This is a genomic window from Kribbella kalugense (assembly GCF_004365875.1).
GTDB classification, from domain to species: Bacteria; Actinomycetota; Actinomycetes; order Propionibacteriales; family Kribbellaceae; genus Kribbella; species Kribbella kalugense.
Window position 1 is genome coordinate 531,374 of sequence record NZ_SODF01000003.1, and the last position, 26,164, is coordinate 557,537.

22 protein-coding genes are annotated in these 26,164 nt (G+C 68.3%); 13 read left to right on the plus strand and 9 right to left on the minus strand.

Going from position 1 to position 26,164, the window contains the following annotated elements; all coding sequences use genetic code 11:
* The first annotated feature begins 53 nt into the window (after positions 1–53).
* The 3 genes from EV650_RS33855 to EV650_RS33865 all read left to right on the plus strand — a co-directional run bounded on the left by EV650_RS33855 (position 54) and on the right by EV650_RS33865 (position 3,727).
* Entirely contained in the window at positions 54–1,037 is a 984-nt protein-coding gene (locus EV650_RS33855) for a CAP domain-containing protein (RefSeq protein WP_134123231.1), read from the plus strand.
* A gap of 202 nt (positions 1,038–1,239) precedes the next feature.
* Positions 1,240–3,300, plus strand: coding sequence for a hypothetical protein (locus EV650_RS41225; RefSeq protein WP_238174653.1), 2,061 nt, complete (start codon positions 1,240–1,242; stop codon positions 3,298–3,300).
* A 166-nt stretch (positions 3,301–3,466) separates the two neighbouring features.
* Positions 3,467–3,727: a hypothetical protein gene (locus EV650_RS33865; RefSeq protein WP_134123232.1), complete on the plus strand. Its 261-nt coding sequence runs from the start codon at positions 3,467–3,469 to the stop codon at positions 3,725–3,727.
* On the opposite strand, the gene EV650_RS33870 is transcribed toward EV650_RS33865, so the two are convergent.
* Positions 3,703–4,656, minus strand: a complete 954-nt coding sequence (locus EV650_RS33870) for a GlxA family transcriptional regulator (RefSeq protein ID WP_134123233.1) — start codon at positions 4,654–4,656, stop codon at positions 3,703–3,705. The two genes, EV650_RS33865 and EV650_RS33870, sit on opposite strands and share 25 nt — an antisense overlap.
* A gap of 82 nt (positions 4,657–4,738) precedes the next feature.
* On the opposite strand from EV650_RS33870, the gene EV650_RS33875 reads away from it, so the two are divergent.
* Both EV650_RS33875 and EV650_RS33880 read left to right on the plus strand, forming a co-directional pair.
* A complete protein-coding gene (locus EV650_RS33875) occupies positions 4,739–5,500 on the plus strand; it encodes an MBL fold metallo-hydrolase (protein WP_134123234.1) in 762 nt (253 codons plus the stop codon).
* Positions 5,501–5,611: 111 nt separating this feature from the next.
* On the plus strand, positions 5,612–6,082 hold the full coding sequence (locus EV650_RS33880; RefSeq protein ID WP_166678372.1) for a lamin tail domain-containing protein: 471 nt from the start codon (positions 5,612–5,614) through the stop codon (positions 6,080–6,082).
* A gap of 6 nt (positions 6,083–6,088) precedes the next feature.
* On the opposite strand, the gene EV650_RS33885 is transcribed toward EV650_RS33880, so the two are convergent.
* Positions 6,089–6,940, minus strand: a complete 852-nt coding sequence (locus EV650_RS33885) for an MOSC domain-containing protein (RefSeq protein ID WP_134123236.1) — start codon at positions 6,938–6,940, stop codon at positions 6,089–6,091.
* A 57-nt stretch (positions 6,941–6,997) separates the two neighbouring features.
* Here EV650_RS33885 and EV650_RS33890 point away from each other — a divergent pair, with 57 nt between their 5' ends.
* On the plus strand, positions 6,998–7,510 hold the full coding sequence (locus tag EV650_RS33890; protein ID WP_166678373.1) for a helix-turn-helix domain-containing protein: 513 nt from the start codon (positions 6,998–7,000) through the stop codon (positions 7,508–7,510).
* Here the strand turns inward: EV650_RS33890 and EV650_RS33895 are convergent.
* Positions 7,473–8,279 (minus strand): spermidine synthase, encoded by an 807-nt coding sequence (locus EV650_RS33895; RefSeq protein ID WP_134123238.1) that lies wholly within the window; start codon positions 8,277–8,279, stop codon positions 7,473–7,475. The two genes, EV650_RS33890 and EV650_RS33895, sit on opposite strands and share 38 nt — an antisense overlap.
* A 16-nt stretch (positions 8,280–8,295) precedes the next feature.
* Positions 8,296–9,438, minus strand: a complete 1,143-nt coding sequence (locus EV650_RS33900) for a glycerophosphodiester phosphodiesterase (protein ID WP_238174654.1) — start codon at positions 9,436–9,438, stop codon at positions 8,296–8,298.
* Between the two features lie 192 nt (positions 9,439–9,630).
* Here EV650_RS33900 and EV650_RS33905 point away from each other — a divergent pair, with 192 nt between their 5' ends.
* Complete coding sequence (locus EV650_RS33905) at positions 9,631–10,623, plus strand: malate dehydrogenase (protein WP_134123239.1); 993 nt, start codon at positions 9,631–9,633, stop codon at positions 10,621–10,623.
* A 46-nt stretch (positions 10,624–10,669) separates the two neighbouring features.
* On the opposite strand, the gene EV650_RS33910 is transcribed toward EV650_RS33905, so the two are convergent.
* The 3 genes from EV650_RS33910 to EV650_RS33920 form a co-directional block, all read right to left on the minus strand.
* Positions 10,670–13,888 carry a S8 family serine peptidase gene (locus tag EV650_RS33910; protein WP_134123240.1) on the minus strand — a complete coding sequence of 1,073 codons (3,219 nt, stop codon included), beginning with the start codon at positions 13,886–13,888 and terminating at the stop codon, positions 10,670–10,672.
* 70 nt (positions 13,889–13,958) lie between these two features.
* A complete protein-coding gene (locus EV650_RS33915; protein WP_134123241.1) occupies positions 13,959–17,300 on the minus strand; it encodes a S8 family peptidase in 3,342 nt (1,113 codons plus the stop codon).
* Between the two features lie 164 nt (positions 17,301–17,464).
* Entirely contained in the window at positions 17,465–18,175 is a 711-nt protein-coding gene (locus EV650_RS33920) for a transporter substrate-binding domain-containing protein (RefSeq protein WP_134123242.1), read from the minus strand.
* A 137-nt stretch (positions 18,176–18,312) separates the two neighbouring features.
* Between EV650_RS33920 and EV650_RS33925 the strand changes: the two genes are divergently transcribed.
* Both EV650_RS33925 and EV650_RS41535 read left to right on the plus strand, forming a co-directional pair.
* Positions 18,313–19,584, plus strand: a complete 1,272-nt coding sequence (locus EV650_RS33925) for a glycoside hydrolase family 18 protein (protein ID WP_134123243.1) — start codon at positions 18,313–18,315, stop codon at positions 19,582–19,584.
* A complete protein-coding gene (locus EV650_RS41535) occupies positions 19,585–20,226 on the plus strand; it encodes a phosphotransferase (protein WP_134123244.1) in 642 nt (213 codons plus the stop codon).
* Here the strand turns inward: EV650_RS41535 and EV650_RS33935 are convergent.
* A complete protein-coding gene (locus tag EV650_RS33935) occupies positions 20,214–21,134 on the minus strand; it encodes a GlxA family transcriptional regulator (RefSeq protein WP_134123245.1) in 921 nt (306 codons plus the stop codon). The two genes, EV650_RS41535 and EV650_RS33935, sit on opposite strands and share 13 nt — an antisense overlap.
* Before the next feature lie 71 nt (positions 21,135–21,205).
* On the opposite strand from EV650_RS33935, the gene EV650_RS33940 reads away from it, so the two are divergent.
* Complete coding sequence (locus EV650_RS33940) at positions 21,206–21,508, plus strand: cupin domain-containing protein (protein WP_134123246.1); 303 nt, start codon at positions 21,206–21,208, stop codon at positions 21,506–21,508.
* Here the strand turns inward: EV650_RS33940 and EV650_RS33945 are convergent.
* Positions 21,505–22,485 carry a pirin family protein gene (locus EV650_RS33945; RefSeq protein WP_134123247.1) on the minus strand — a complete coding sequence of 327 codons (981 nt, stop codon included), beginning with the start codon at positions 22,483–22,485 and terminating at the stop codon, positions 21,505–21,507. The genes EV650_RS33940 and EV650_RS33945 overlap by 4 nt on opposite strands.
* A gap of 136 nt (positions 22,486–22,621) precedes the next feature.
* On the opposite strand from EV650_RS33945, the gene EV650_RS33950 reads away from it, so the two are divergent.
* From EV650_RS33950 to EV650_RS33960, 3 genes are all read left to right on the plus strand, one after another.
* Positions 22,622–24,769 (plus strand): glycosyltransferase family 39 protein, encoded by a 2,148-nt coding sequence (locus EV650_RS33950; RefSeq protein ID WP_238174655.1) that lies wholly within the window; start codon positions 22,622–22,624, stop codon positions 24,767–24,769.
* Positions 24,770–24,999: 230 nt separating this feature from the next.
* Positions 25,000–25,857: a bifunctional methylenetetrahydrofolate dehydrogenase/methenyltetrahydrofolate cyclohydrolase gene (locus EV650_RS33955; RefSeq protein ID WP_134123248.1), complete on the plus strand. Its 858-nt coding sequence runs from the start codon at positions 25,000–25,002 to the stop codon at positions 25,855–25,857.
* A gap of 34 nt (positions 25,858–25,891) precedes the next feature.
* Entirely contained in the window at positions 25,892–26,161 is a 270-nt protein-coding gene (locus EV650_RS33960; protein WP_134123905.1) for a DUF3017 domain-containing protein, read from the plus strand.
* Positions 26,162–26,164: the final 3 nt, after the last annotated feature.

Below are 26,164 nucleotides of genomic sequence, written 5' to 3' on the forward strand. Positions count from 1 at the left end.
GGAACGACGCGACACTCGGCACAACGAAAAAACGAAGAGGATTCGCCCATCCCATGACGGATTCGCCTCCCCCCCGGCGGCACCGCGGCAGTAGACGAGCTCCCCGGCGGAGCCGTGGCCTGGTCGGCCCGATCGTCAGCGCGCTGTCGGTTCTGCTTGCCATCGGCCCCGTTGTCTGGCTGATGTCCCACGACAAGTCGACCGTCGACGATTCCACCAAGGTGCTGAACGTGTCCGAGGACACGCGCGTCGACGGCGGATCGGCGGACGGTACGACGAACGGGACTCCGCTCGTCACGATCACCAAGACGCTGCCGAACGGTCGTACGACCACTGCCGTCGTCGGTACGCCGGCACTCGGTCCGGCGGCGACGTCGACGACTCCGGTGACCAGCGGTACGCCGAGTGACACGCCCACCGGCGTACTCACAACGCCGACGGCTCCGACCGTCGGCGTGACGACTGTGACTGTTCCGCCGACCGCGCCGACCTCGCCGGGAACCACACGGACGAGCAGCGGTCGGCCGAAGCCGACCCGGACTACTACGAGCACGACGCCGCGCAGTACGCCGACGAAGACGCGGACCACCGAGCCGACGCCGAGCGACACCCCGCAGCCCCCGACCAGCGGTGGCGGGACGAACGCGCAGGAGCGTCAGGTCCTCGACTACACGAACCAGATCCGCGAGCAGCAGGGCTGTGGACCGCTCCGGCTGGACAGTTCACTCGTCGAGGCGGCCGGGAAGCACGCGTCGGACATGGTCCGGCGGCATTACATGGACCACACCAACCCCGATGGTCAGGATCCGGGCGACCGGATGCGGGCCGCCGGGTACCGCGGGTCGAGCTGGGGCGAGAACATCGCGGCCGGCTACGACAGCGCGCAGAAGGTGGTCGCGGCCTGGATGCAGAGCGACGGCCACCGCGCGAACATCCTGAACTGCAAGTTCACCACGATCGGCATCGGTTACGACTCCGGGAAGGTCAAGTCGGACTACGGACCGGGCAGCTGGGTCCAGGACTTCGGCCGGAGCTGAGGCCGGCCGTGGTTGTCATTGTGCAGAGATCACCGAGTGCGGCCGAGACGTTGTCTCAGGCCCACAATGTCCGGCCGGTTCACGGCTGGTCGCCGCGGGTAGATCCGACCTTGTCATGTCGCCGGACGTTCCTGGGGGGCTCCGGTGAGACGGCTGATGAGGCACGTCTTGGGGGCGCGACTTTGAAGGGAACAAAGAAATAATGTCCGAGTCCGGTAACGGCCGGTACAAACCACGCAGGAAGGCGACCCGAGCAGCTTCACGCTCGTCGCGTTCCGGCAACCGGTCCACCCCGCCCGCGGAGACCACCCCGCCCGCACCGCCCGAACCACCCCGCTACGCACCGCGCAACAGCGACGAGTCGCCCTTCTGGGCCACCGCGCAGTCCGCCGGCGCGTCCAACGAGTCCCCGTTCTGGGCCGGAGGCAACCAGTCCCGCCCGGCCACCCCGCAGTACGCCCCACGCGGAGCCCTGCCCAGCTACACCGCCCCCGAGGACGCCACTGGTCAGCCAGTGTCCGGTCAGCCGGGGACCGGTCAGCCAGGTTCCGGTCAGCCGGGGTCCGGTCAGCCGGGGTCTGCTGAGGCTGGGCTCCCGGCGCGACGGCCTGCCGGCGGTACTCCGTCGTGGGTCCAGCAGTCGATCGCCGGCGACGACCCCGAGCCGCCCAGCCGCGCCCGTCGCGCCGCTCGCCGCGCGGAGTCCGCGGAACCGGCCGAGCGAACTGAACGCTCGGATCGCAGCGAGCGCACAGAGCGCACCGGCCGCAGCGAACGCACCGGCCTCGGCGAAACCGCCGCCTCCTGGTCCTCCCGCCGAGCATCCGACGACTGGGCCTCCCTAGGCATCGAACCCTCCACGGCCGACCCAACCCCGTCCCGCCCAACCACACCCCCGGCAACCGCCGGCGCGGCGAACGCCAGCGGGAACGACGCGAGGGGCAGTCGGGCCGGGCGAGACGGCGCAGCAGCCGGCACAACCGCCGCCAGCGCAGCCGCACAAGACCTAGCCGCCACCACCGCCCGCCGCTCCACCCACCCCACCCCCTCCGAACGCGACGCGGCCGGCACAACCGGCGCAGCCGCCAACGCGTCAACCCTCGGCGCAACCGGCGCAGCCGCCACACGCCTCGGCCACCCAGCGGATCTCGACCCCAGCCACACCACCGCCCGCTTCGGCGCATCCGGCCTCGGCGACTCCGCTGACGATTCCGGCGACAGGAGCGCGCGCTTCGGCGCGGCCGGTGTTGGTGCTGCTGGCCTTGATGGAGCGCACGTTGGTCGCGCTGGCGGTGGTGCAGCGGGTGCCGGTGGACGTGGGTCGTCTGGGCCTGGTGGTTCTGGGCCCGGTGGTTCGGGACCGGGTGGTTCTGGTTCTGGTTCTGGATCCGGGCGGGGTGGGCGGGCTGCGGCTCGGTCGGCGGCTGCGGGGCGGGCTCGGGGGCGGCGGTCGATTGTTGCGATCGCGTCCGTCGTACTGGTGATCACGCCGATCTCGTGGATCCTCTTGCACCAGCCGCAGAACGACGACGCGGACGCCTCGGTACCGATGGTCACCCGGACCGACGACACCTACATCACCCCGACCACAAAGGCCGCCGTCGCAACCCCGTCATCGCGGGTCACCACTCCCAAGGTCACCCCGACGACCACGCCGACCGTCACCCCGACGACGACTCCGACCGCGTCACCGACGGACACGCCGACGGATTCCGCGAGCCCGACCACGGTCCCGTCGACCACCCCCAGCACCACAGACCCGACGGACACGCCGACATCCGAGCGAGCCACCGCGGCCCCGACGTCCCCCGGCCGCACCGTCAGTACCGGCCGCCCAACCCCGACGTCCACTCCAACCAGCACCCCGCCGCCGCCACCTCCGGCGCGGGACGGCGGTATGAACAGCGACGAGCTGCAACTGTTCGACATGCTCGACAGCGCCCGTAAGAACAACGGCTGCAAGGGCCTCGAGCAGGACCCGGGCATCACCGACAGCGCACGCTCCGACGCGAGCAGCCGGGCCAAGTCGGGCTCGACCAACAGCAGCGGCTCGTCGAAGTCGACCGCCGGCGGCGACAACTGGAGCGCTCAGCAGGCGTACGACCAGATGATGGCGCAGAGCCGGAGCACGATCCTCAACTGCGGCCTGACCACCCTGGGCGTCGGCCGGAAGACGTACGCGCACTGCACGTCGATCGACCTGCTCGGCCTCTGCATCGGCTCCAAGCCGACCCGAGTCGCCTGGGTAGCCGACTTCTCGTAGTAGCCGGATCTGCACGCAGGCAGAACCCCCTCGGACAGCCCGTCTGAGGGGGTTTTGCGTGGGTTCTGCATGCGTGGAGGGACAGGTTGTGGATTTGCGGGGCCGTTCGGGGTGGTGAGTGCGACCATGGGTAGACGACCTGGTCCACCAACCCGCGGGAGGCTGGATGTTTTCCGAGCGTGACGACGTGGATCGGGAGGCGCCCGCGCACTACGGGATTCATCCGGACGCGTTCGCCGAGGAGCGGCCGGATCCGCGGCCGGAGGAGGCCAGGCGGATGGGATTGAGCCGGCACACCGAGGAAGGCGCCGTGCTGTCGTTCGCGTCCTCACTCGACCGCGGCAAGCCCGGGCATCGGATGATGGCCTGGATCCTGCTCGTCACGTTCGCCGCACCCGTGGTCTACATCCTGCTGGTGCTGCTGTAGAACTCCTGCCGATGCCGCACCGGCGTCGTCCCCAGTACGGTGTGAAAATGGTGGCGTAGCGCGTCGCTGCTGCCGAACCCGCTCTCCCCCGCGATCCGCTCGACCGGCAGATCGGTTGTCTCCAGCAACAACCGGGCCCGGTCCAGCCGCTGCCGCAACAACCACGCCTGCCCCGAACTCCCCGTCCGCGCCCGGAACTGCCGCGTGAACGTACGCCGTGACAGCGCCACCGCGGCCGCCCACTCGTCCAGCGACACCGGCTGGTCGAGCCGCGCCCGCGCCCACACCATCGCCTTCTCGATCACGTCGTCGCTCGGATCCGGCGGCACCGGCACCGGGATGTACTGCGCCTGTGACCCGCTCCGATGCGGCGCCACCACGATGTCGCGGGCAACCTTCTCCGCCTCCTCGACCCCGTGATGGGTCCGTACCAGGTGCAGACAGCAGTCCAGCGATGCCGCCGTACCCGCCGAGGTGATGAGATCGCCGAGATCGGACCAGAGCACGTCGGCCCGTACCTTCAGCGACGGATGCCGGGCCTGCAACTGATCCGCCCACCGCCAGTGCGTCACCACCTCGCGGCCCTCGGCGATCCCGCTCTCCGCGACCAGGAACGCCCCGACGCACAACCCGACCACGGTCGCTCCCCGCCCATGCGCGCGCCGAATCGCATCCAGCAGTACGTCGGAAGCCTCGAGACCCGGCTCCCAACTCGGCAGCACCACCACGTCGGCCCGGTCCATCACCTCGAGCCCGTGGTCCACGGTGATCCCGAAGCCGGCGTTGGTCCGCATCGATCCCGGCTGCTCCGCACAGACCAGTACGTCGTACTGCTTCGAGCCGCCGCGGCGCTCGCCGAGGACCAGGCACGGCACGGACAGGTGGAACGGGCTCATCCCGTCGTACGCGAGAACCGCGACAGTTCGCATGCCAACAGTATGGCCCGATCTTCGGTAAGTGTGGCTCCCGGGCCAATGGTGAGGCAGGGCACCACACAGGAGGATCGTGGTCATGGAGATCACGCACATCGGCGGTCCGACCGCCGTTCTCAGCCTTGGTGGCCTGACGTTCCTGACCGACCCCGCCTTCGACGCACCGCAGGACTACCAGCTCGGGAACCGGGTGATGACCAAGCTGACCGGTCCGGCGATCCCGGCCGCGGAGCTCGGTCCGATCGACGTCGTGCTGGTCTCGCACGACGAGCACAAGGACAACCTTGACGACGCCGGCCGCGCGCTGTTGCCGTCGATGCCGACCGTCCTGTCGACGCCAGGTGCGGCGACCCGCATCGCCGGCGTTCGCGGACTCGAGAGCTGGGAGTCGATCGACCTGCCCCGGCCGGACGGCGGTGTGATCACGGTGACCGCCGTACCCGCGCTGCATGGTCCGGAAGGCGCCGAGAAGATCCTTGGCGTCGTCACCGGGTTCGTCCTGCAGGGCGACGGGATTCCGACTGCCTATGTCTCCGGCGACAACGCCTCGATCGGCCTGGTCAAGGAGATCGCGGACCGGTTCGCGCCGATTGATGTCGCGGTGCTGTTCGCGGGTGCCGCTCGGACCGGATTGCTCGACGGGGCCAGCCTCACCTTGACGTCGACGGAGGCGGTCGAGGCCGCGCAACTGCTCACGCCGGCGACGATCATTCCGGTGCACACCGAGGGCTGGGCGCACTTCACCGAGGGCCCGGATCAGTTCGTGGCCGCGTTCCAGGACGCCGGTCTGGCGGACCGGGTGAAGGTGCTCGAACCCGGGGTCGCGACGACCGTTGGTTGAGCCCTTGACGAGCACGGAGCGTAACGACTAGCGTGCGAGCGCCGGGGGGAACCGGCAGTTGTGTTCATCGGGCCGGGGGGAAATCGGCCCACTGCCAAGGGGGAAATCCTTTTGTTCGTACGACGCTTCCGCACGCTCTTCTCCGCCGGAACGGCCGCTGTTCTGCTGGCCGGTACGGCGGTGCTCGCACCACTGACGGCCGACGCGGCGATCACGGCGGTACTCAGCGGGATCCAGTACGACCCGCCGGGCACCGACGTCCGCACCAACGCGCAGATCAACAACGAGTTCATCACCGTCCGCAACATCAGCACCCGGCCGATCAACCTGTCCGGCTTCCGGATCCTGGATGTCGCGAACCACGTGTTCGTGTTCCCGCGGGGCTACGTGCTGCCGGGCCGGTCGACGGTGATCGTCCGCACCGGCAAGAACCGCAACCGCGCGCTCACGCTGTACTGGAACTCGGGCAACTACATCTGGAACAACACCGGCGACACCGCCCGCTTCCAGACCCCGGCCGGCAAGACGATCGACACCTGCTCCTACAAGGCCGTCACCGGCCGCTACCGGCTCGCCTGCTAAGAGCCGCTAGTTCTGCGCGGGATCGGCGCCGTCCGGGATCCATTCCCGGACGGCGATCTCGTCGCCGACCCGAATGGTGCCTCCGGCAAGTACTGCGCCCTTGATCCCGAAGCTGACCCCACCGCCGTACTCCGGTTCACGCCGGTACGTCGCCAATGTCCGAGTCGGCTCTGGACCGGCCTTGGCCCCGGTCGCCTGGTTCACCGTCGGAACCGCGCACCGGATGCCGCGGGCCGAGTAGCCGATCTCGACCGAACCGGCCGTCATCCGCAACACCTTGTCCTCGGTGTGCGGCTCCGGCCAGCCGGACACGACGATGTTCGGCCGGAACCGGTTCATCGGGATCGCATCGCCGCCGTGCTCGACGATCCGCTCGTTCAGCCCGTCGAGTGACGACTCCGACGTGATCATCAAAGCGTGCGCGTCGCCGAACCCGGTCAGTCCGCGATGCGCACCCCACCCCGGCCGGTCGTGCTCGGGCGTGACCCGGACCAGCGCGGCCGGCGTACCGAGGCGGGCCGTGAACCACTCGTCCGCGGCCGAGTCCTGAACGACGCCCTGGCCGAACCATTTCCCGAACAGGCTGACGTCGCGCCGCTTGCCGTCGTACTGGATCGCGAGCTCGAGCGAAGCGGCACCGGCGGCGGACAACCGGAGGCTGTCGCCGGCCAGCTCGGCGTGGATCGTCGCCATCGCGGGCAGCTTGCGCTGGCTGAGGAAGGTGCCGTCCGGCTCGACCAGCATGAACAGCCGATCGTTCAGCAGACCGGTCGGACCGACCTCGGCCGAGTCGACCGGGATCCCGGCCAGGCCCTTCACCGGGTAGTACGCCAGGGCGGAAACCTTCGCGACAGACACGGACCAAGCCTAACCGGACCTTGCTCTGTTGAAACATGTTGAGTTATGTTTGAACACGTGGAAGATGCTTTCGCAGCCGCATTACAACGAGTCCGACGTCAGGCCGGCCTCAGCTACCGGCAGTTGGCTGACCGCGCCCACTACTCCCATCCACACCTCGTCCGCGCGACGAACGGCAAGCACCTCCCGACCTGGGACGTGACCGCGGCCTTCCTGACCGGTTGCGGCGTACCCGCCGATCTGATGCCGGTATGGCGCCGGCGGTGGGAGGAGGCGAGTCGCGATCCGCGAGACATCGTTGGACTGCTGGAGAACGCGGAGACCCTGGAAGAGCTGGGTGCTGCTGTCGCCGCACTCGCGCGACCGCGATCGTTGCGATCGCTCGAGCAGCTGACCGGCATTCCTCGGGCCACGATCCAAGCCTGGCTTCAAGGTACGAGGCTGGCCGGTCGCGACCGGCTCGACCACCTGGTCCGGTCGGTCGACGCGACGCCGGCCGAGCGCGCCGCCGTTGCCGAGGCAGTGGAGCGGCTCAGCTCCGGAAGACTGAGGCCGGCGCCTGCGGCGTGACGAATCCTTCGGCGTCGGTCAATGCCGCTGCCTTGCCAGCCAGTTCGGCCAGCGCCATCACGTCGTACGGCGGCTGGGCCCGGCGACCAGCGTCCGTCAGATCGGGGACGGGCTGCGGTGACGCGACCACGATGACGTTCCCGAATCCCTTGCCACGCAGGATTTTCCGCTCCGCAAGCACGACCCCAGCACCGATCGCGGCCTGCACGGTCGCCGCCGTACGCCGGATGAACGGCAACCCGGCCTTCCCGTCGATCAGGTTTGCCACGAGTACGCCGGTCGGCCGCAGAACACGGGCGCACTCGGCGAAGAACTCGGCGGTGACGAGATTCGCCGGGACGGCCTCGTGCTCGAAGGCGTCCAGGATCACCAGGTCCATCGAGTCGTCGTACAGCTCGGTGATGCCGGCCCGGCCGGTGACCGGGCGGACCTTGATCCCGGAACGTTTCGGGAGTGGGAGCGCCTCGCGGACGAAGTCGGTCAGGTCCTCGTCCGGCTCGAGGACGACCTGACGAGAGCGAGGCCGAGTCACAGCGACGTACCGCGGCAGGCTCAGCGCTGCTCCGCCGATGTGCGCGACCGCGATCGGCTGACGTCGCGGCGCCACCGCGTCCACGACGTCGCCGATCCGGCGCATGTACTCGAACGGCAGGTTGGCGGGATCAGCCAGATCAACCTGCGACTGCGGCGACCCGTCGATCCGCAGCACGAACGTCCCGTCGTGCTGCGCCTCTACAGTCGCCAGCCCGGAGGCCGTCCGCCGTTCCACCCACCCATCATTCCAGTCAGCGAGCTTCCTTCTCCTCCGCCACCGCGATGTCGGTGTTGTCGGTGAACAGCCCGTCGATGCCAACCTTGCGGTACGCCGCGATCTCGCCGAACAGGTCGCCCGAGTCGTTCGGGTTCGCGTCGCTGTCGAAGTCGGCCGGCAGGAAGGTGTTCTCCACCCGGAACGTGTACGGGTGCACGACCAGGCCGGCCCGGTGCGCGTCGGCGACCAGGCTGGTCGGCTTGCCGAGCTTGCCGGCCGCGTCCAGCGGGATGATCTGGTCCTTGGACGGACCGAGGCCGTCGGCGTACTTCCCTACCTCGCGGAGGCCAGAAGCGCTGCAGATATCGGCGTACGTGCGCTTGTCGCCGGACGCGACGAAGTCGTACGGCGCGCCGACCGAGCTGGTCAGCTGGACCAACGGGACCCGGAGCTGCTTGTCCAGGGCCTTCAGGTTCGACACCTCGAAGGACTGCACGAAGACCTTGGCGTCCGGCCGGTTCAGGCCGTTGCGGTTCAGCGCCTTGATCAGCTCCGGCTCGAGCGGGAGACCCTGCTGCCGGAAGTAGGTCGGGTGCTTGGTCTCCGGGTAGATGCCGATCGGCCGGCCGAGCTCCTTGGACAGGCGCTTGCTGAGGTCGATCACTTCCTGGAAGGTCGGGATCTGGTAGTGGCCGTCGAAGACCGTGTTGTGCTGACGGGTCGCCGGGATCCGCTCCTTGGCGCGCAGCGTCTTCAGCTCGGCCAGCGTGAAGTCCTCGGTGAACCAGCCGGTGGTCGCGACCCCGTCCAGCATCTTCGTCTTCTTCCGGTTCGCGAACTCAGGGTGGTTCGCGACGTCCGTCGTACCGCCGATCTCCGGCTCGTGCCGGGTGACCAGCACGTGATCCTTGGTGGTGACCAGGTCGGGCTCGATGTAGTCGGCCCCCATCCTGGCGGCCAGCTCGTACGACGCCAGCGTGTGCTCGGGCCGGTATCCGGCCGCGCCGCGGTGCCCGACGATGACGAAGTCGTCGTGCTTGGCGGCCTGTACTGCGGTCGCCCCGGCCGAGTCCGGATCGGACTGGTGGACGGCCTGCGGGACCAGGACCGCGGCGGTCACCGCGAGCACCGACGCGGCGACGGGGACGAATCGGCGGGACAACACCGTTCGCATCATGGGCAACTCTCCTTACACCTCAGGGACTGTTGCCACCCTTGGGCATCGGGGCAGCCCTCTGCCGTACGCGGAATGGCCGATCGATGAATCATCCATCGGGATGTGAGCAATTCGGCCCGCCCCCAGCGTTGGGCTCCCGGTCGGACCTTGCTAGCGTCCGAAGGACACCAAACGCACAGAATTGGAGTGGTCGTGAGCACTACACCGGTGAAGGTGGCCGTTACCGGGGCCGCTGGGAATATCGGCTACAGCCTGCTGTTCCGGATCGCGAGCGGAGCGCTGCTCGGGCCGGACACGCCGGTGGAGCTGCGGCTGCTGGAGATCACCCCGGCGCTGAAGGCGCTCGAGGGGGTCGTGATGGAGCTCGAGGACTCCGCCTTCCCGACGCTCGCCGGGATCGAGATCGGCGACGACCCGAACGTGATCTTCGACGGTACGAACGTCGCGCTGCTGGTGGGTGCGCGGCCGCGGACCAAGGGGATGGAGCGCGGCGACCTGCTCGAGGCCAACGGCGCGATCTTCACCGTCCAGGGCAAGGCGCTGAACGACCACGCCGCCGACGACGTCCGGATCACCGTCACCGGCAACCCGGCGAACACGAACGCGCTGATCGCGAAGAGCAACGCGCCGGACATCCCGTCCGAGCGGTTCTCCGCGCTGACCCGGCTCGACCACAACCGGGCGCTCGCGCAGCTGGCGAAGAAGACCGGTACGCACGTCACCGACCTGAAGAAGCTGACGATCTGGGGCAACCACTCCGCCACGCAGTACCCCGACATCTTCCACGCGGAGGTGGCCGGCAAGAACGCGGCCGAGGTCGTCAACGACCAGGCCTGGCTGGAGAACGACTTCCTCCCGACCGTGCAGAAGCGCGGCGCCGCGATCATCGAGGCCCGTGGCGCATCGTCGGCCGCCTCCGCCGCGGCCGCCACCATCGACCACACCCGCGACTGGCTGAAGGGTTCGGCCGAGGGTGACTGGCTGTCGATGGCAGTCGTCTCCGACGGCTCGTACGGCGTACCGGAAGGCCTGATCTCGTCGTTCCCGGTGACCACCAAGGACCGGAACTGGGAGATTGTCCAGGGCCTGGACGTCAACGAGTTCTCCCGCGGCAAGATCGACGCGTCGGTCGCGGAACTCAGCGAGGAGCGGGACGCCGTGAAGGCGCTCAACCTGCTCGGCTAATTGCACCCACAGAACGCCCCCGCCGATGGCGGGGGCGTCTGCTGTCTCACCGCATTGTGTAGGCGGTGATGATGGTTTGCGTGGTGCTGTTGCCGGCTGCGTCCGTTGCCGTCGAGCGCAACGAGATCGCCTTACCGGCCGGCGTCGGGAAGATCGCCTTGTTGCCGGCGACCGGTGCCTGCTTCCAGGTCGCTCCGCCGTCGCCGGAGTACTGAATCTGCACCTTCTTCACACCCGCGACCGTGAACGGCAGGACCGTGACCGGCTTGCGGAGCATCGTGTTGTTCCCGTCCACGTCCGGCTGGTAGCTGACGGTGTGGATGGGGATGCTCGGCTGGTCCGCGGACGACGTGAAGTTGGCCTCCAGGTCCATCCGCGTCGAGAACGGCCAGATCTCCTGCGTGCCGGTGGTGACCAGCTTGTACGACGCCTTACCGGCCGGCTGGCCCGTCACGCTGACGCCGAGACCGTCCGACGACCCGACCTCGGTCCCGTCGCGGTAGAGCTTCGTACTCGCGGACTTCATCGCGATGAAGCCGTTGTGGCCATCCGCGTCGCTGAGGCTGTACAGGGAGATGTCCAGCGCGTCCGCGGACCGGGTGGCGGCGTACACCGACGGCGCGAACACTGCCGCGTTCCACCGCTCCTGGTAGTGGTGCCCGCGTTTGTAGATCACGGGTGCACCGTCGAGTTCCCACTGCCAGATCGGCAGTGGTGAGTCATCGGTGTCCTGCTGGGTGATGCCGGACCAGCCTCCCGCCGTCTCGTCGAGGTAGTACCGAATCGTCCGCGGCACGTCCAGCCGGATGACGCGCGCGAACACACCGTCGGCCCCCGGGTGCTGCGGGGCGATCATCTTGAACACCCGTGCACCGTCGGTCGCGTTCACCGTGCTGTCCACGACCGCGAGGTCGGACTGCTTCACCCTCCGGTCGAACCCGGTGACGAACTCGCCAGGCTGGTAGTTGGCGATCCCGTAGAGGTACGGCGTGTTGGTGAACAGCCCGTCCTCCCCCGGTACACCCCACTGCGACGTGACGTGCCCGGTGATGGCGGAAGCCGGCAGCTTCGGGCCGGTGCTGTAGGTGTACATCGACCCGGACAGGAACCCGGACGACCCACTGCTGAAGTTGCCGGTCTCGATGGCCCGGTCGTACCCGATGTCAGCGTTCGCCTGCACCGCGGTGGTGCCTGGGATCGAGGTGGTGACGACCTTCGCCTGGCGGGCGTCGAGGACGACGGTCTGGTCGGCGGTGAGCTTCACGCTCGGCGCGGCCAGCTTGAAGAAGATCCAGTCCTCGGGCGCCCGCTCGAACTCCTGGAACTGCTCGAGCAGGTACTCACCCTGCGGCAGCCGGATCGACACCGTACCGGTCTCATCCGGCGCATAGTTGCCAAAGGCATCGTTGTCGACGCCGACGAGCAGCAGCGGGTAGTCCGGGTCCGGTGCCCCGTTCGGCTTGATCAGCTTGACGGTCAGCGTGTACGTCGGGCCTTCCTTGTCGACCCCCACGGGTACGACGACCGTCTGGCCGCCCCCGGTCGCGGTGATGCGACCGCTGTACAGCCCGTCCACACCGCCGAGGCTGGTGTCCGACGTGGCCTGCACGGACGCCGTACCGCCGGCCGGGACAGTCACCGAGTCGACGCTCAGCTTCAGCGCACCGGCCGGAGCCGCCGCACCATTTGGCCCGCTCAACATGGACGTCAGCGACAGCGTGACGGCTGCGTCGCCCAGGTTGCGGAAGGTCACGTCGCGCGTGACCGGCTGATCGTCGGTGTGCGGGTACGACGCCTTGCCGAACGACACGCTGCCCGAGGCGACCACGCTCTGCTTGATCGCCGTCGTCAGATCGATCCGACCGGCGCCCTGCTGGAACGAAGTCTGATTGGCGGCGACCTTCGCCGAACCCATCAACGCGTCCTTCACGTCTGCCGGTGTCCAGGACGGATGCTCCTGCAACAGGATCGCCGCCGCGCCGGCGGTGTGCGGCGTGGCCATCGACGTACCGGAGAGCCGCAGGTACTTGTCACCGACCGGCTCGCCGATCGACGAGTCCTTCGACTTCGCGGCCACGATGTCGGTGCCGGGCGCGGTCACGTCCGGCTTGACCGCGCTGTCGCCGATCCGCGGCCCACGGCTCGACGTGGAATTGAGCTCATCCTGCTTGGTCACGTTGCCGACGGTCAGCGCCGCGTCCGCACTACCCGGCGAGGCGACGGTCGATTCACCCGGACCTTCGTTGCCGGCGGCAATCACGAACAGGGTGCCGGTCTGCGCGGTCAGCCGGTTCACGGCCTCCTCGAGCGGATCGACGTCCGGAGTGTCCTGACCGCCGAGGCTGAGGTTGACGATCTTCGCCTTGACGTCGGTCGCGGCCCAGTCCATCCCGGCCAGGATCGCCGACTCGTCGCAGCCCCAGACCTCGCAGACCTTGCCGTCGTAGATGCGCGCGTCCGGCGCCACGCCCTTGTAGCGCCCGTCCGAGGCCGCACCAGTGCCGGCGATCGTCGACGCGACATGCGTGCCGTGACCGACGAGATCGTCGGCGGACTCGGTGGTGAAGTTCTTCTCCCCCACGACCTGGGTCGCGAGGTCGGGATGGGTCGCGTCGATACCGGTGTCGAGCACCGCGACCGACACGCCCTTGCCGGTGTACCCGGCCTGCCACGCGACCGGTCCACCGATCTGCGGCACCGACTGGTCCAGCAGCACCTTCCGCTTGCCGTCCAGCCACAGCTTGCTGAATCCGCCCGAGCCGATGAAGGCCCTGGCGTCGGACTTGTTGACCTTCATCGCCGCGCCGCCGATCGACGGCAGCTGACGGGTGACCCTCGTCCCCGCCGGTACGGCGCGCTTCGCGGTCCCGGCGTACGTGGTCAGGACCGGGATGGTGCTCGTCGATGCGTCGTCGTACCCGTCCTTGACCAGCTCGGCGACGTCGAAGAGCCGGCGGTCGATCTTCCCGTCCCCCACGGCTTTCGTGACGTCGGCCGGGATGATGTACGAGTGGTCCTTGGTCCGGTACGTGTTGAAGCCGACGTGCTGCCGGCCGGCACCGGGGTCGATGGTCGCCTTGGTCGGGTCACCGCCGACCAGGGTGACCCGGTCGCCGGTGATCAGCGTGACGCTGACGTCCTTTCCCGCTGCTGAACTGGTCTTCGGTGCTGCCGCATAAGCCGGCGCGACGGTTGAACCGGCGAGCAGGCCCGCGACCGCCACGACGGCGATCGCGGGCCTGCTCCGTATGGATCTCGAACTCACAGGGCCTCCCCAGAAATCGGTTGTCTGCGCAGCCTTCTAAACGCAGTGACTGGTCTCCGGGGTTGCGTGCTCAGCCCAACGGATAAGCGCCGATAACGGTCAGATCCGTAATGTTGCCGGCGCCGTCGACCAGGTGCGACTTCAGCGAGATCGTCGCCGCACCCTTCGGCGTCACGAAGATCGCCTTGTACGAACCGCGCCCGGTCGGCGCGACCGCGGCGTTCTGCCAGGTCTTGCCGTCGTCACCGGAGGCCTGGACGGTCAGCTTCCTGATCGCGGGCAGCGGCTGACCGGGCTGCGCCTCGACCGCGACGGGCAGCACCGTGACCGGCGTTCGCTTGGCCACGTTGCTGCTGTTCACCTCCGGCCGGTAGCGGATCCCGAGCAACGGCAGCGGTGTCTGCTCGGCGGTTGCTGCCGAGGAGAACGTCCAGCGCAGATCGGTGCGAGTGCTGAACGTGCTGAACGACTGCCGGCTCTGCGTCGACTCGAGCGTGTACGTCGCCTTGTCGGCGGGCAGCCCTTGCGCTTCGACGTACCCGAAGTACGGCATCTCGGCCACGACCTGCCCGTCCCGGATCAGCTTGGTGGACTCCGAGTCGGTGGCGCTGAATCCGTTGTTCCCGTCCGGATCGGCGAGGCCGAAGGCGGACACGACCAGGTCGTTCTGGGCCCGGGCCGCGAGGTCCGGCGCCACGCTGAGGACCGCGGCGTTGAAGCGCTCCCGATACGACTTGCCGGCCTTGTACGACTTCACCGGCGACATGAGCCGGCTGATCGTCTGCGGGAACGGGTCGTTCGGATCCGTGCTCGGGATGATCTCGTCCACCTCGGTCTGCCAGGTGGACGGCTTGCCGTCCGCGAACAGCGTCGTGGTCAGCGGAGCCTTGCCGTAGTCGAGCACCGGCGACCAACTTCCGCCCATCCCCGGCCCGCTGCCTGTCACGATCCGCTCGATGAGCCGGTCACCGGTCGCGTTAGCGGCCTGCTTGACGGTGGCCTGATCCTTCGCCTTGACGGCTCGGACGAAACCGGTCGGCATCACCCCGGGGAACGTGTTCAGCTGCCCGACGAGGTACGGCGAGTTGTTGAAGCTGCCGTTGGCGTCGGGTTTCGCCCACTGCGAGGCGACGTGGCCGGTCATCTGCTCCGGCGGCAGCGCCGGACCGAGCTGCGCGGTGTAGACGCCGTCGAAGTTGAACGACAAGCCCCCATAACTGAGTCCGCGGGTGCCGTCGGCGGACGTGCGGTCGAAGCCGACGTCGGCGAGCGCGACCTGTGCGTCGGCCTGCGGCACGGTCACCTTGACCGGCTTGGCGAGCCGCGCATCGAACACCACCGTGGTGTCCTTGGTCAGCTGGATCGACGGCTGCACGAGGTTGTAGCTGGTGAAGTTGCCGTCCGGCTGCTCGACGAACTGACTGGTCGTCGCCAGGTACTCGCCCTTCAGCATCCGCAGCGAGAGCGTGTCGCTACCGTCGCCGACGAACTGGAACAGGTCCTGGTCCATCCCGGTCACGAGGCCGTCGACCGGAGCCGGCTTGCCGTCCGGACCGATCGCCTTCAGGGTCAGGGTGTAGCTCTCCTTCTCCTTCTCCACACCGATCGCCGACGTGACGCTCACGTCGCCGCCGGTCGCGGTGATCCGGCCGGAGTACAGGCCGTCCGGGCCGTTGTGCTTGGTGTTCGAGGTGGCCTGCACGGACGCCGTACCGCCGGCGGGGACGGTGACCGAGGTTGCGCTCAGGGTCAAGGCGTCGGCCGGGGCCGGGCTGCCGTCCGGACCGTTCAGGGAGGCGGCCAGGTCGAGCGTGACGGGCTGGTCGCCGAGGTTGCGGTAGCTCACCGTCTTGGTGACCGGGGTGTCGTCGTCGTGCGGCCAGACCGCCGTACCGAACGAGATGTCGCCGGGCTCGGCGATCACGGTCTGCTTGATGCCCTTGCCGACATCGACCCGGCCGGCGCCCTGCTCGAACGCGGTCTGGTCGGCAGCCGGCTTGGCCGAACCCATCAGCGCGCCCTTGAGCTCGGCGGCCTTCCAGTTCGGGTGCTCCTGGGCCAGGATCGCGGCCGATCCGGCCACGTGCGGCGTCGCCATCGACGTACCGTCGAGCCGGAGGTACTGGTCGCCGACCGGCTCGCCGATGATCGAGTCCTTCGCCTTGGCTGCGACGATCGAGACTCCCGGCGCGCTGATGTCGGGCTTGACGGCTCCGTCGCCGACGCGCGGGCCGCGGCTGGAGAAGTCGGCCAGCCCGTTCTGCTTGTCGACGGCGCCGACGGTGAGTGCGGCGTCCGCACTGCCCGGCGAACCGATCGTGCGCTCGGTCGGTCCGTCGTTGCCGGCGGCAATCACGAACAGGGTGCCGGTCTCGGCGGTCAGCCGGTTCACGGCCTCCTCGAGCGGGTCGATGCCCGGGGAGTCGGTGCCGCCCAGGCTGAGGTTCACGACCTTCGCCTTGATCTCGGTCGCGGCCCACTCCATCCCGGCGAGGATCGCGGAGTCCTGGCAGCTGCCGCCGTCGTCACAGACCTTGCCGTCGTACAGCCTCGCGTCCGGAGCCACGCCCTTGTACTTGCCGGCCGAGGCGGCCGCCGTACCTGCGATCGTGGAGGCGACGTGGGTGCCGTGGCCGAAGTGGTCGCCGTCGGGTGCGTCGGTGAAGTTCTTCTCGCCGACGACCTGGGTGGCGAGGTCCGGGTGCGACTTGTCGATGCCGGTGTCCAGCACCGCGACCGGGACGCCCTTGCCGGTGTACCCGGCCTGCCAGGCGATCGGTCCACCGATCTGCGGGACCGACTGGTCCAGCGTGACCTTGCGCTTGCCGTCGAGCCAGATCTTGTCGATCCCGGCCCCGGTCAGGACGCTCGCGGGCTTGGTCACCGTCAGCGCGGCGCCGTTGATGACGGGCAGCTGCTGGGAGACCTTCGTCCCCGGGATCGAGGCACGCTTCTGAGCCTTGCCGGTGTAGGTGACGATCAGCGGCAGCGTGCTGCTCGACTTGTCGTCGTACCCGTCCTTGATCAGTCCGGTCACGTCGAACAGCCGGCTGTCGAGCTTCCCGCCGGACACCTTCTCGCGGACGTCCGACGGTACGACGTACAGGTGGTCCTTCAGGCGGTACGTACTGAAGGCGACCTTGCTGCGGCCGGCTCCGGGTCGCACCGAGGCCCGGGCCGGATCGCCGCCTTGCAACGTGATCCGGTCACCGGTGATCAGTGTGACGCTCTGGTCCTTGGGTTTGGCGGCTGGTTTGGTGGCGTTCGCGGCCAGTGGGTGCGCTTGCGGGCCTGGTGGGTTCGCTTGCGGTCCGGCCGAAGCCTGGCCCGGGGCGGACAGCCCGAGCCCCAGGGCGGCGATCGAGGCGACGGCGGCTACGCCGAGGCGCCTCGATCGTGGTGTGGATACCACGATGAGTCCCTCCCGATCGTTGTCCTCACATCGGGCCGCCGGAGCCTTCCTCACGGAGCGGAGCCGGGCGGCCACTCAACGGTAGATGTCCGGACTGGACCAAAAGGTTGCCAGCAGAACCTGCCACGGCAGGTTGCTGCCTGACTACTGCCCGTAAGGGCAGCTCAGGCAGGCGGAGCGACGGCAGCGTCCGCCTGACCGGAGGCGGCGAGCGATGCGGCGACGAAACCGGAGGCTTTGAGCTCCTCGACCAGGTCATGGAGGTAGGCGACGGTCTCGGCACTCTTGGTACGGGTGGTGCCGACGGCCTGCTGGATCTGCATGAACCGCTCGTCGATCAGGCGGACGTCCGGGTGCTCGGCGACGTACCGGGTGATCGGCTGCCGGATGCCGGCCGTCGCCTCCAGACCCTCGGCGAGGAACGCGTCGACGCCTTCCTCGCCCCGGACAACCGTTGCCTGCTGCAACGTTCTGGTCAGGTACAGGTCGTACGCCGAACCCTGCTTGACCCCGATCCGCACTCCGGCCGCATCCACGTCGGCGACCGTGGTCAGCGCGGAGTCCCGTGGTACGGCGAAGACACCTTCGATCACGACGTACGGCGCCGTGAAGGCAACCTCCTCCGCCCGGGCCGGGTCGATGGCCAGGAAACAGATGTCCGCCTGACCGGTCGTCATCGCCTCGAACGACTTCCGGGCGGCGTCGAAGCAGACCAGCTCCAACGGCAACTCCAGTCGCTTCGCGAGCTCCCGGGCGATGTCGACCGTCACGCCGGCCGGCTCGTCGGGCGTGCCTTGGGCCAGCACCGGATTCCCGAGGTTGATGGAGGCCCGCAGTACACCGGTCGGCGCCAGATCCGCCTGCACAGTCGTCATACCGGCGACCCTACCGACGGCCTCCGGGTCAGGCTCCGGACGACTGACTGATTCCGTCAGTCGTTTCAGTTATTGCAGAGACATTGTGTAAGTCCACGGGCAGTCCTACTGTGTGCGCAACAACCGATGGGGGTGCAATGAAACGTCGGAGTGTGGGGCTGCTGGTGGCAGCGACGATGGTCGTCCCGATGACCGTCGCGATGCCTGCCCAGGCGCACGGCAGCGACAAGCGCGTCGTGGGCTACTACACCAACTGGAGTGGGTACGACCGGAACTATCTGGTCAACGATCTGGTGAAGAGCGGGGCCGCGGCCCGGCTGACCCAGATCAACTACGCGTTCGGCTTCGTCGACGCCCAGGGGAACTGCATCAGCAGCGACGCGTGGGCCGACTACCAGCGACCGTTCAGCGCCGAGCAGAGCGTGAACGGCAAGGCCGACGAGCCCGGACAGGTGCTCAACGGCAATCTCAACCAGCTCAAGGAGCTGAAGCAGAAGTTCCCGAAGCTGCACATCAGCATCTCGCTCGGCGGCTGGACCGGTTCGGCGCACTTCTCCGACGCGGCACTCACGCCGGCCTCGCGGGCCGCACACGTGAAGTCCTGCCTGGACATGTGGCTGAAGGGCAACCTGCCGGGCCTGCCCGCGGGTGCGGCGAAGGGCATCTTCGACGGCGTCGACCTCGACTGGGAGTGGCCGGCCAGCGACGGCAACCCGGGCAACGTGATCCGGCCGGAGGACAAGCAGAACTTCACCGCGCTGGTGCACGAGTACCGCAAGCAGCTGGACCGGCTGTCCGGACGGCCCGGGCGCTACAACCTGACCGCGTTCCTGCCGGCGAACCCGACGATGATCGACAAGGGGTTCGAGGTCCGCAAGCTGTTCAAGGACCTGACGTTCGGTTCGACGCAGGGCTACGACTACCACGGTCCGTGGGAGACGCTCACCAACCAGCAGTCCGCGATCGACGGACCCAAGGGTGACCCGACCACGCCCGAATTCAGCTCGCAGGTGACGATCGACTCCTACCTGGCCAGGGGTGCGCCACGAGACAAGCTGGTGATGGGTGTGCCGTTCTACTCACACGGCTGGACCGGCGTGACGAACGCGAACCACGGGCTGTTCCAGACATCGACCGGCCCGGCGCCGGCGACGTACGAGGCAGGCACCGAGGACTACCGCCTGCTCAAGGCTCATCTGTCCGACTACACGGTCTACCGCGACAACAGGGCCGGGTTCGCCTGGCTGTTCGACGGTACGACGTTCTGGACCTGGGACGACCCGGTCGAGATGGCCCGCAAGGCGCAGTACATCTCGCACCGCGACCTGGGTGGCGCGATGATCTGGTCGCTCGACGGCGACACCGGAAATGGGGAGCTGATCTCGGCGTTGCACCGTAATCTTCGGTGAGTGGATCTGAATGCTCTGATTGATCGGTTCGGCGCTTCCGGCGCCGAACCGATCCAGGTCGGTTGCTCCGACGCCACCGTCGTCCGGCTCGAGCGTGCGGCGGAACGCCTGTACTACAAGGTGGGCCCCGGTGTCGACGCTGAGGGCGACCGGCTGGCGTGGCTCGGCTCGACCGGCTTTCCCTGTCCTCAGATCGTTGACCGCGGCAACAACTGGCTGCTGACCACGGAGCTTCCCGGCCGCGATGCCTCCCAGCCCTGGCCGGCAGCTGACCGTCCCGCCGTGCTGGTCGCGATCGCCGACGGCCTGCGTGCGTTGGACGAGCTCAGTGGGTGTCCCTTTCCATCGTTGTTCCCGGGCTCGGGCGACGCGGTGACCCATGGGGATTACGCGGCGCCGAACGTCTTCATCGACCCGACGACACTGCGGTTCACCGGCGTGCTCGACTTGAGCCGGCTCGGGACCGGTGATCGGTACGTCGATTTGGCGCTGATGTTCAAGAGTCTGCGCGGGACGCTCAACCCGCAGTACGGCGGTCCGCCGGCGGCCCGGCGGTTCGTCGAGTTGTACGGCGGCGATCCGGACGATCCGCGGATCGAGCACTACATCAGGCTGGACGACTCGGGCGACTACTTGCCCTGATACGCCCTTCTGTAAGCGCTTGGAGTGGTGTGGAGGGCGGCGCGGAAGCGTCTGCGCAGGTTGGTCGCGGACGAGAGGCCGACGCGGGTTGCAATGGTCTCCACGGGCAGGTCTGTTTCTTCAAGCAGGACACGGGTTCTGGCGATTCGTTGGGTGAGCAACCATTGACCGGGCGCGAGGCCGAGTTGCTCCTCGAAGCGGCGGGCCAGGGTGCGCGGCGAGACGTTGACCCGAGCCGCGAGGTCGTCGATGGTGATCGGTTCGGCGAGGTGATCGGTCGCCCAATCGAGCACAACGCCCAACGACTGCGGCGATTGCGGCGTCTCCGTTCGGTATTGGGTCTGACCACCTTCACGGTGTGGCGGCATCACCATCTGCCGCGCAACCCGGGCGGCGTGGGCGGCACCGCAATCGCGGCGCACCAGCTGAAGACACAGGTCGATCCCGGTGCCGGAACCTCCGCTCGTCGCGACGTCACCGTGGTCGATGTACAGCACGTCTGGATCCACTTGTACGGCGGGGAACCGGTGCTGCAGCTCATCGGCGTACCGCCAATGGGTCGCGGCTCGGCGGCCGTCGAGCAGACCTGTTGCGGCGAGCAAGTATGCACCGGAGCAGATGCTGACCAGGCGTGCTCCGCGTCGATGGGCGCGGGTCAGCGCACGCAGTACCGATTGCGTCGGCTCGCGATTGATGGGCAGCCAGCCGGGGACGACGACCGTGTCGGCGCGGTCGAGAGCGCGCAGGCCGGACGTGACGACCAGGTCGAAACCCTCGGTGGTACGGACGTTTCCGGGCCGCTCGGTGCAGACGCTGAAGCGGTACGGCGCCTCGCGGAACACGGCCGCCGCACAGCCGAGCTCGAAGCTCGCCTGCGGTCCGGTCACCAGGGCGACGACGCGATGCATGGCAGAAAAGTACCTCATCGGGACTATTCAGACACTGTGTCTCAAGCTGCGGAGTGCAGAGAATCAGAGGTATGCAGAACTACGAGTGGGCGTCGATGCACGACGCACCGGTCCGCAAACTCTTCCCTGGCATCAGGTTGCGGCCGCTGTGGTCCGACAAGGCGTTCGTTTTGGAGATGGACCCCGGCAGTTGCTGGGAAGGTATCGACGTACACGATCCGGGACCGGAGGAGGTGTTCGTCGTCGACGGCGTGTTCAACGACGGGATCCGCGACTATCCGGCCGGTTCGTTCATCCACGCCCCGGCCGGGTCGTCACACGTGCCGCAGTCCGCTGTGGGCTGCACGCTGTTCTTGTTCTATCCCGAGGGTTAGTCGGTACTACGGAGCTCGGTCGGGGCGCCGTGGACGGCGGGGATGCTGCCGAGCTTGCCGGCCTGGAAGTCCTCGAAGGCCTGGACGACCTCGTCCCGGGTGTTCATCACGAACGGGCCGGCCATCGCGATCGGCTCGCGGATCGGGCGGCCGCCGAGGACCAGTACGTCGAGGTTCGGCTCGGCCTGCGATTGCGACGTACCAGCCTGGGTGCGAATCTTGTCGCCGGGACCGAAGACGGCCAGCTGACCCTTGCGGATCGGCCGCCGGTCGGCGCCGACGGTGCCCTGACCGGCCAGGACGTAGACGAGCGCGTTGTACTCCGGCTGCCACGGCAGCACCAGCTCCGCGCCCGGGCTGACCGTCGCGTGCACCAACGTGATCGGACTGTGTGTCGAACCGGGACCGTCGTGACCGTCGACCGCGCCGGCGATCACGCGGATCAGGGCGCCGCCGTCTTGCGTGGACAGCAGGGCCGCGTCGCCACCGCGGATGTCCTGGTAGCGCGGCGGGGCCCACTTGAGCGCCTTCGGCAGGTTCACCCAGAGCTGGATGCCGTGGAACAGCCCGCCACTCAGCACGAGGTGCTCAGGCGGGGTCTCGATGTGCAGGAGACCTGAGCCTGCGGTCATCCACTGGGTGTCACCGTTGGAGATGACGCCGCCACCGCCGTTGGAGTCCTGGTGCTCCATGATCCCGTCGAGCATGTACGTGACGGTCTCGAAGCCGCGGTGCGGGTGCCACGGGGTGCCCTTCGGCTCGCCCGGCGCGTACTCGACCTCACCCATCTGGTCCATGTGGATGAACGGGTCCAGGTCACGGAGATCCACGCCGGCGAAGGCCCGGCGTACCGGGAAGCCCTCTCCCTCGTAGCCGCTCGGCGCGGACGTCACGGACTTGACCGGGCGCTCGTTGGCCGGATCCTGCGGGCTGATGCGGGGCAGGACAGTGATGTCACTGACGGTCACGGCGGGCATGCTGGCTCCTCGGGGTCTGATAGTTCAAGAATAAACTATCTGCTGGAACCGGGGCAAGGGCGTGGGCATTCCCGGCTCACAGGGACCTCCCAGCTGATGTCCAGGGAGGCCGAAGACCCGGTTGGCATCGTCGCCAGTGGAACCCATCCGTGAACTGGAGACGATCATGACGACGCTGCTCGACCGACCAGGCAACACTCTCGCCCCGCCCGCCGAACCGCCGGCGCATCCGCCCGGCCGGGTCCGGCGGCTGATGCGCGGACCTGCCTCGCAAGCGGGGTACGTCCGGCCGGCCGCGCTCGCGATGCTCGTCGGGACCGCGTTCCTGTACCTGTGGAACCTGACGGCCTCCGGCTACGGGAACAGTTTCTATGCGGCCGCGGAGTTGGCCGGGACGCAGAGCTGGAAGGCTTGGCTGTTCGGGTCGCTCGACGCGGGGAACGCGATCACGGTCGACAAGCCGCCGGCCGCGCTGTGGGTGGCGACCGCGTTTGCGCGGGTGTTCGGGTTCAACAGCTTCACCGTGCTGGCTCCGCAGGCGTTGATGGGGATCGCGGCGGTTGGGTTGCTGTATCTGACCGTCAAGCGTTTGGCCGGCCCGGTGGCTGGATTGGTTGCCGGGAGTGCGCTGGCTCTGACGCCGGTCGCCGTACTGATGTTCCGGTTCAACAATCCGGATGCGTTGCTTGTGCTGCTGATGGTCGCGGCGGCGTACTTCGTCGTACGGTCGCTGGAGAAGGCGTCGGCGCGTTGGCTGGCGCTGGCCGGAGTGGCGATCGGGTTCGCGTTTCTGACCAAGATGGGGCAGGCGTTGCTGGTCGTGCCGGCGTTCGGGCTTGTGTACCTGATCGCGGCGCCGACCTCGTTGCGTCGTCGATTGCTGCACCTGCTGGGTGCGTTGGGCGCGATGATCGTGAGCGCTGGCTGGTACGTCGCTCTGGTCGAGTTGTGGCCGGCGTCCAGTCGCCCGTATATCGGTGGGTCGACCAACAACTCGCTGCTGGAGCTTGCCCTTGGCTACAACGGGTTGGGGCGGCTGTTGGGTGGTTCGGGCAACGGTGGTGGCGGCGGAGGAGGCGGTGGCGGGAACACTGGGTTTGGTGGGAGTACGGGGATCACGCGGATGTTCGGTGATTCCTTCGGCACCGAGATCTCGTGGTTGTTGCCGGCAGCACTGATCGCGCTGGTCGGCGGGGTGTGGGTGACCCGGCGTGCGCCGCGGACGGATCTGATCCGGGCCGGTCTGGTCTTGTGGGGCGGTTGGCTGCTCGTGACCGCGGGTGTATTCAGCTTCATGAGCGGGACGATCCACCCGTACTACGCGGTCGCGTTGGCGCCGGCCATTGCTGGGCTGGTTGCCTTGGGCGTGGTGATCGGGCGCCGGGCGCGGTGGTTGCTGGCCGCAATGGTTCTGGCCACTGGGGTTTGGGACTACGTGTTGCTGACTCGTACGCCGGAGTTCCTGCCTTGGGCGAAGTACGTCGTTCTGGCCGCTGGCGTTCTCGGGGCGGTTCTCCTGATGGTCGGACGCCGGGCTCGGCGGGCGTTGCCGGCCGTTGTACTCGCGGTTGTGGTGTCGCTTGGGCTCGGGAGTACGGCGTACGCGGCGTCTACTGCTTCTCAGGCGCACAACGGGTCAATCCCGACCTCAGGCCCATCCAGCAGCGCCATGGGTGGCGGAATGGGCGGCGGGACGGGTGGCGGGACGGGTGGCGGCGGCACCGGTGGCGGCCCAGGTGGTGGCGGACGGGGTGGAACACCACCCAGCCAATCCGGCACCTCTGGGACCTCGGGCACCGGGTCCACCAGCACCTCCGGCACAACCGGCACCTCGGGCACTGGATCCAGCAGCACCTCCGGCACGTCCGGCACCTCCGGCACGTCGAGCTCCTCCGCCTCGGCTGAGGCGGGGGCGCAAGGTGGCGGCGGCATGGGCGGTGACGCCTCCGCCAGCAGTGAGTTGACTGCTCTGCTGGAGAAGACGACCACGACCTGGGCTGCCGCTACCAGCGGATCCCAGTCGGCGGCGTCGCTCGAGCTCGCAACCGGCAAGTCCGTCATCGCCATCGGCGGCTTCAGCGGTACGGACGACGCGCCCACCCTGGCGAAGTTCAAGCAGTGGGTCGCCGAAGGCAAGATCACCTACTACATCTCCGGCGGCCAAGGCGGCGGAGGTGCAGGCGGCGGCAACTCCTCCGCCGCCTCCGAGATCCAAGCCTGGGTCACGGCCAACTACACGGCCACGACCGTCGGCAGCAGCACCGTCTACAAACTCACCACCTAAGAACCCCCAGGCCATCACAATCACCGCGTCTCAACCGCGCCACCGCGTAGCGGCCCGGCAGGACGCCGATTGTGATGGCCTGGCGGTTCGCATACCCGGACCTCCCCCACTCACCAACCCGCCGTACTCGGCCCAGCGCCCGGCGTTTCACGCTCAAGGCCGGGCGTGGGAGCGGCGTTGGTGAGTGGGGGAAGTCCGGTGTCCGGGGGCGCATGGCAGACTCTGGAGCCGTGACGGCGCAGATTCTGGATGGCAAGGCGACGGCGGCCGCGATCAAGGACGAGCTGAAGGTCCGGGTCGTGAAGCTCGCCGAGCAGGGCGTGGTGCCCGGGCTCGGCACGATTCTGGTCGGCGACGACCCGGGCAGCCGGGCGTACGTGGCCGGCAAGCACCGCGACTGCGCGGCGGTCGGGATCGCGTCGATCCAGGTCGAACTGCCGGACACCGCGACCCAGGACGAGATCGCCGCCAAGGTCCAGGAGCTCAACGAGAACCCGGACTGCACCGGCTTCATCGTCCAGCTCCCGCTCCCCAAGCACGTCGACACGAACACGATCCTCGGGCTCATCGATCCAGCCAAGGACGCCGACGGCCTGCACCCGGTCAGCCTCGGCAAGCTCGTCCTCGGCCAGGACGGTCCGTTGCCGTGTACTCCGAAGGGCTGCGTGGAGATCCTGCGAAGGTACGACGTACCGATCGCCGGAGCCCACGTAGTCGTCGTCGGGCGCGGCGTGACCGCGGGCCGGCCGATGGGGCTGCTGTTCACCCGGCGCAGCGAGAACGCCACCGTGACGCTGTGCCACACCGGCACGAAGGACCTCGGCGCGATGGTCCGTACCGGCGACATCGTGATCGCCGCGGCCGGTTCGGCCGGCCTGATCACGGCGGACATGGTCAAGCCCGGCGCCGTACTGCTCGACGTCGGCACCAGCCGCAACGCCGAAGGCAAGATCGTCGGCGACATCGAGCTGGCCGCCCGCGAGCAGGCCGCCTGGATCGCCCCCATGCCCGGCGGCATCGGCCCGATGACCCGAGCCATGCTCCTCACCAACGTAGTAGAAGCCGCCGAAGCGAGCCTCCCCCAGTGATCGCTAGTGCAATGAAGGGGAGCGTGACGTGCTGATGGCGGGAGAGGCCCAGCGCCGCAGCCAATGGCCGCTCGCGCTGTCACTCCTGGTCGCGCTCACCGGCCTGGTCGTCCTGTGGTTCTACAACTGGCGCAACGGCGTACTCATCTTCGCCGGCAGCGTAGGCCTGGCCGGCCTCCTCCGCGTCTTCCTCTCCGACACCAAAGCCGGCCTCCTCCACGTCCGCAGCCGAATGTTCGACACAACCTTCCTCTTCCTAACCGCCGCCGCAATAGCCGTCCTAGGCCTCATCATCCCCAACTGAGTC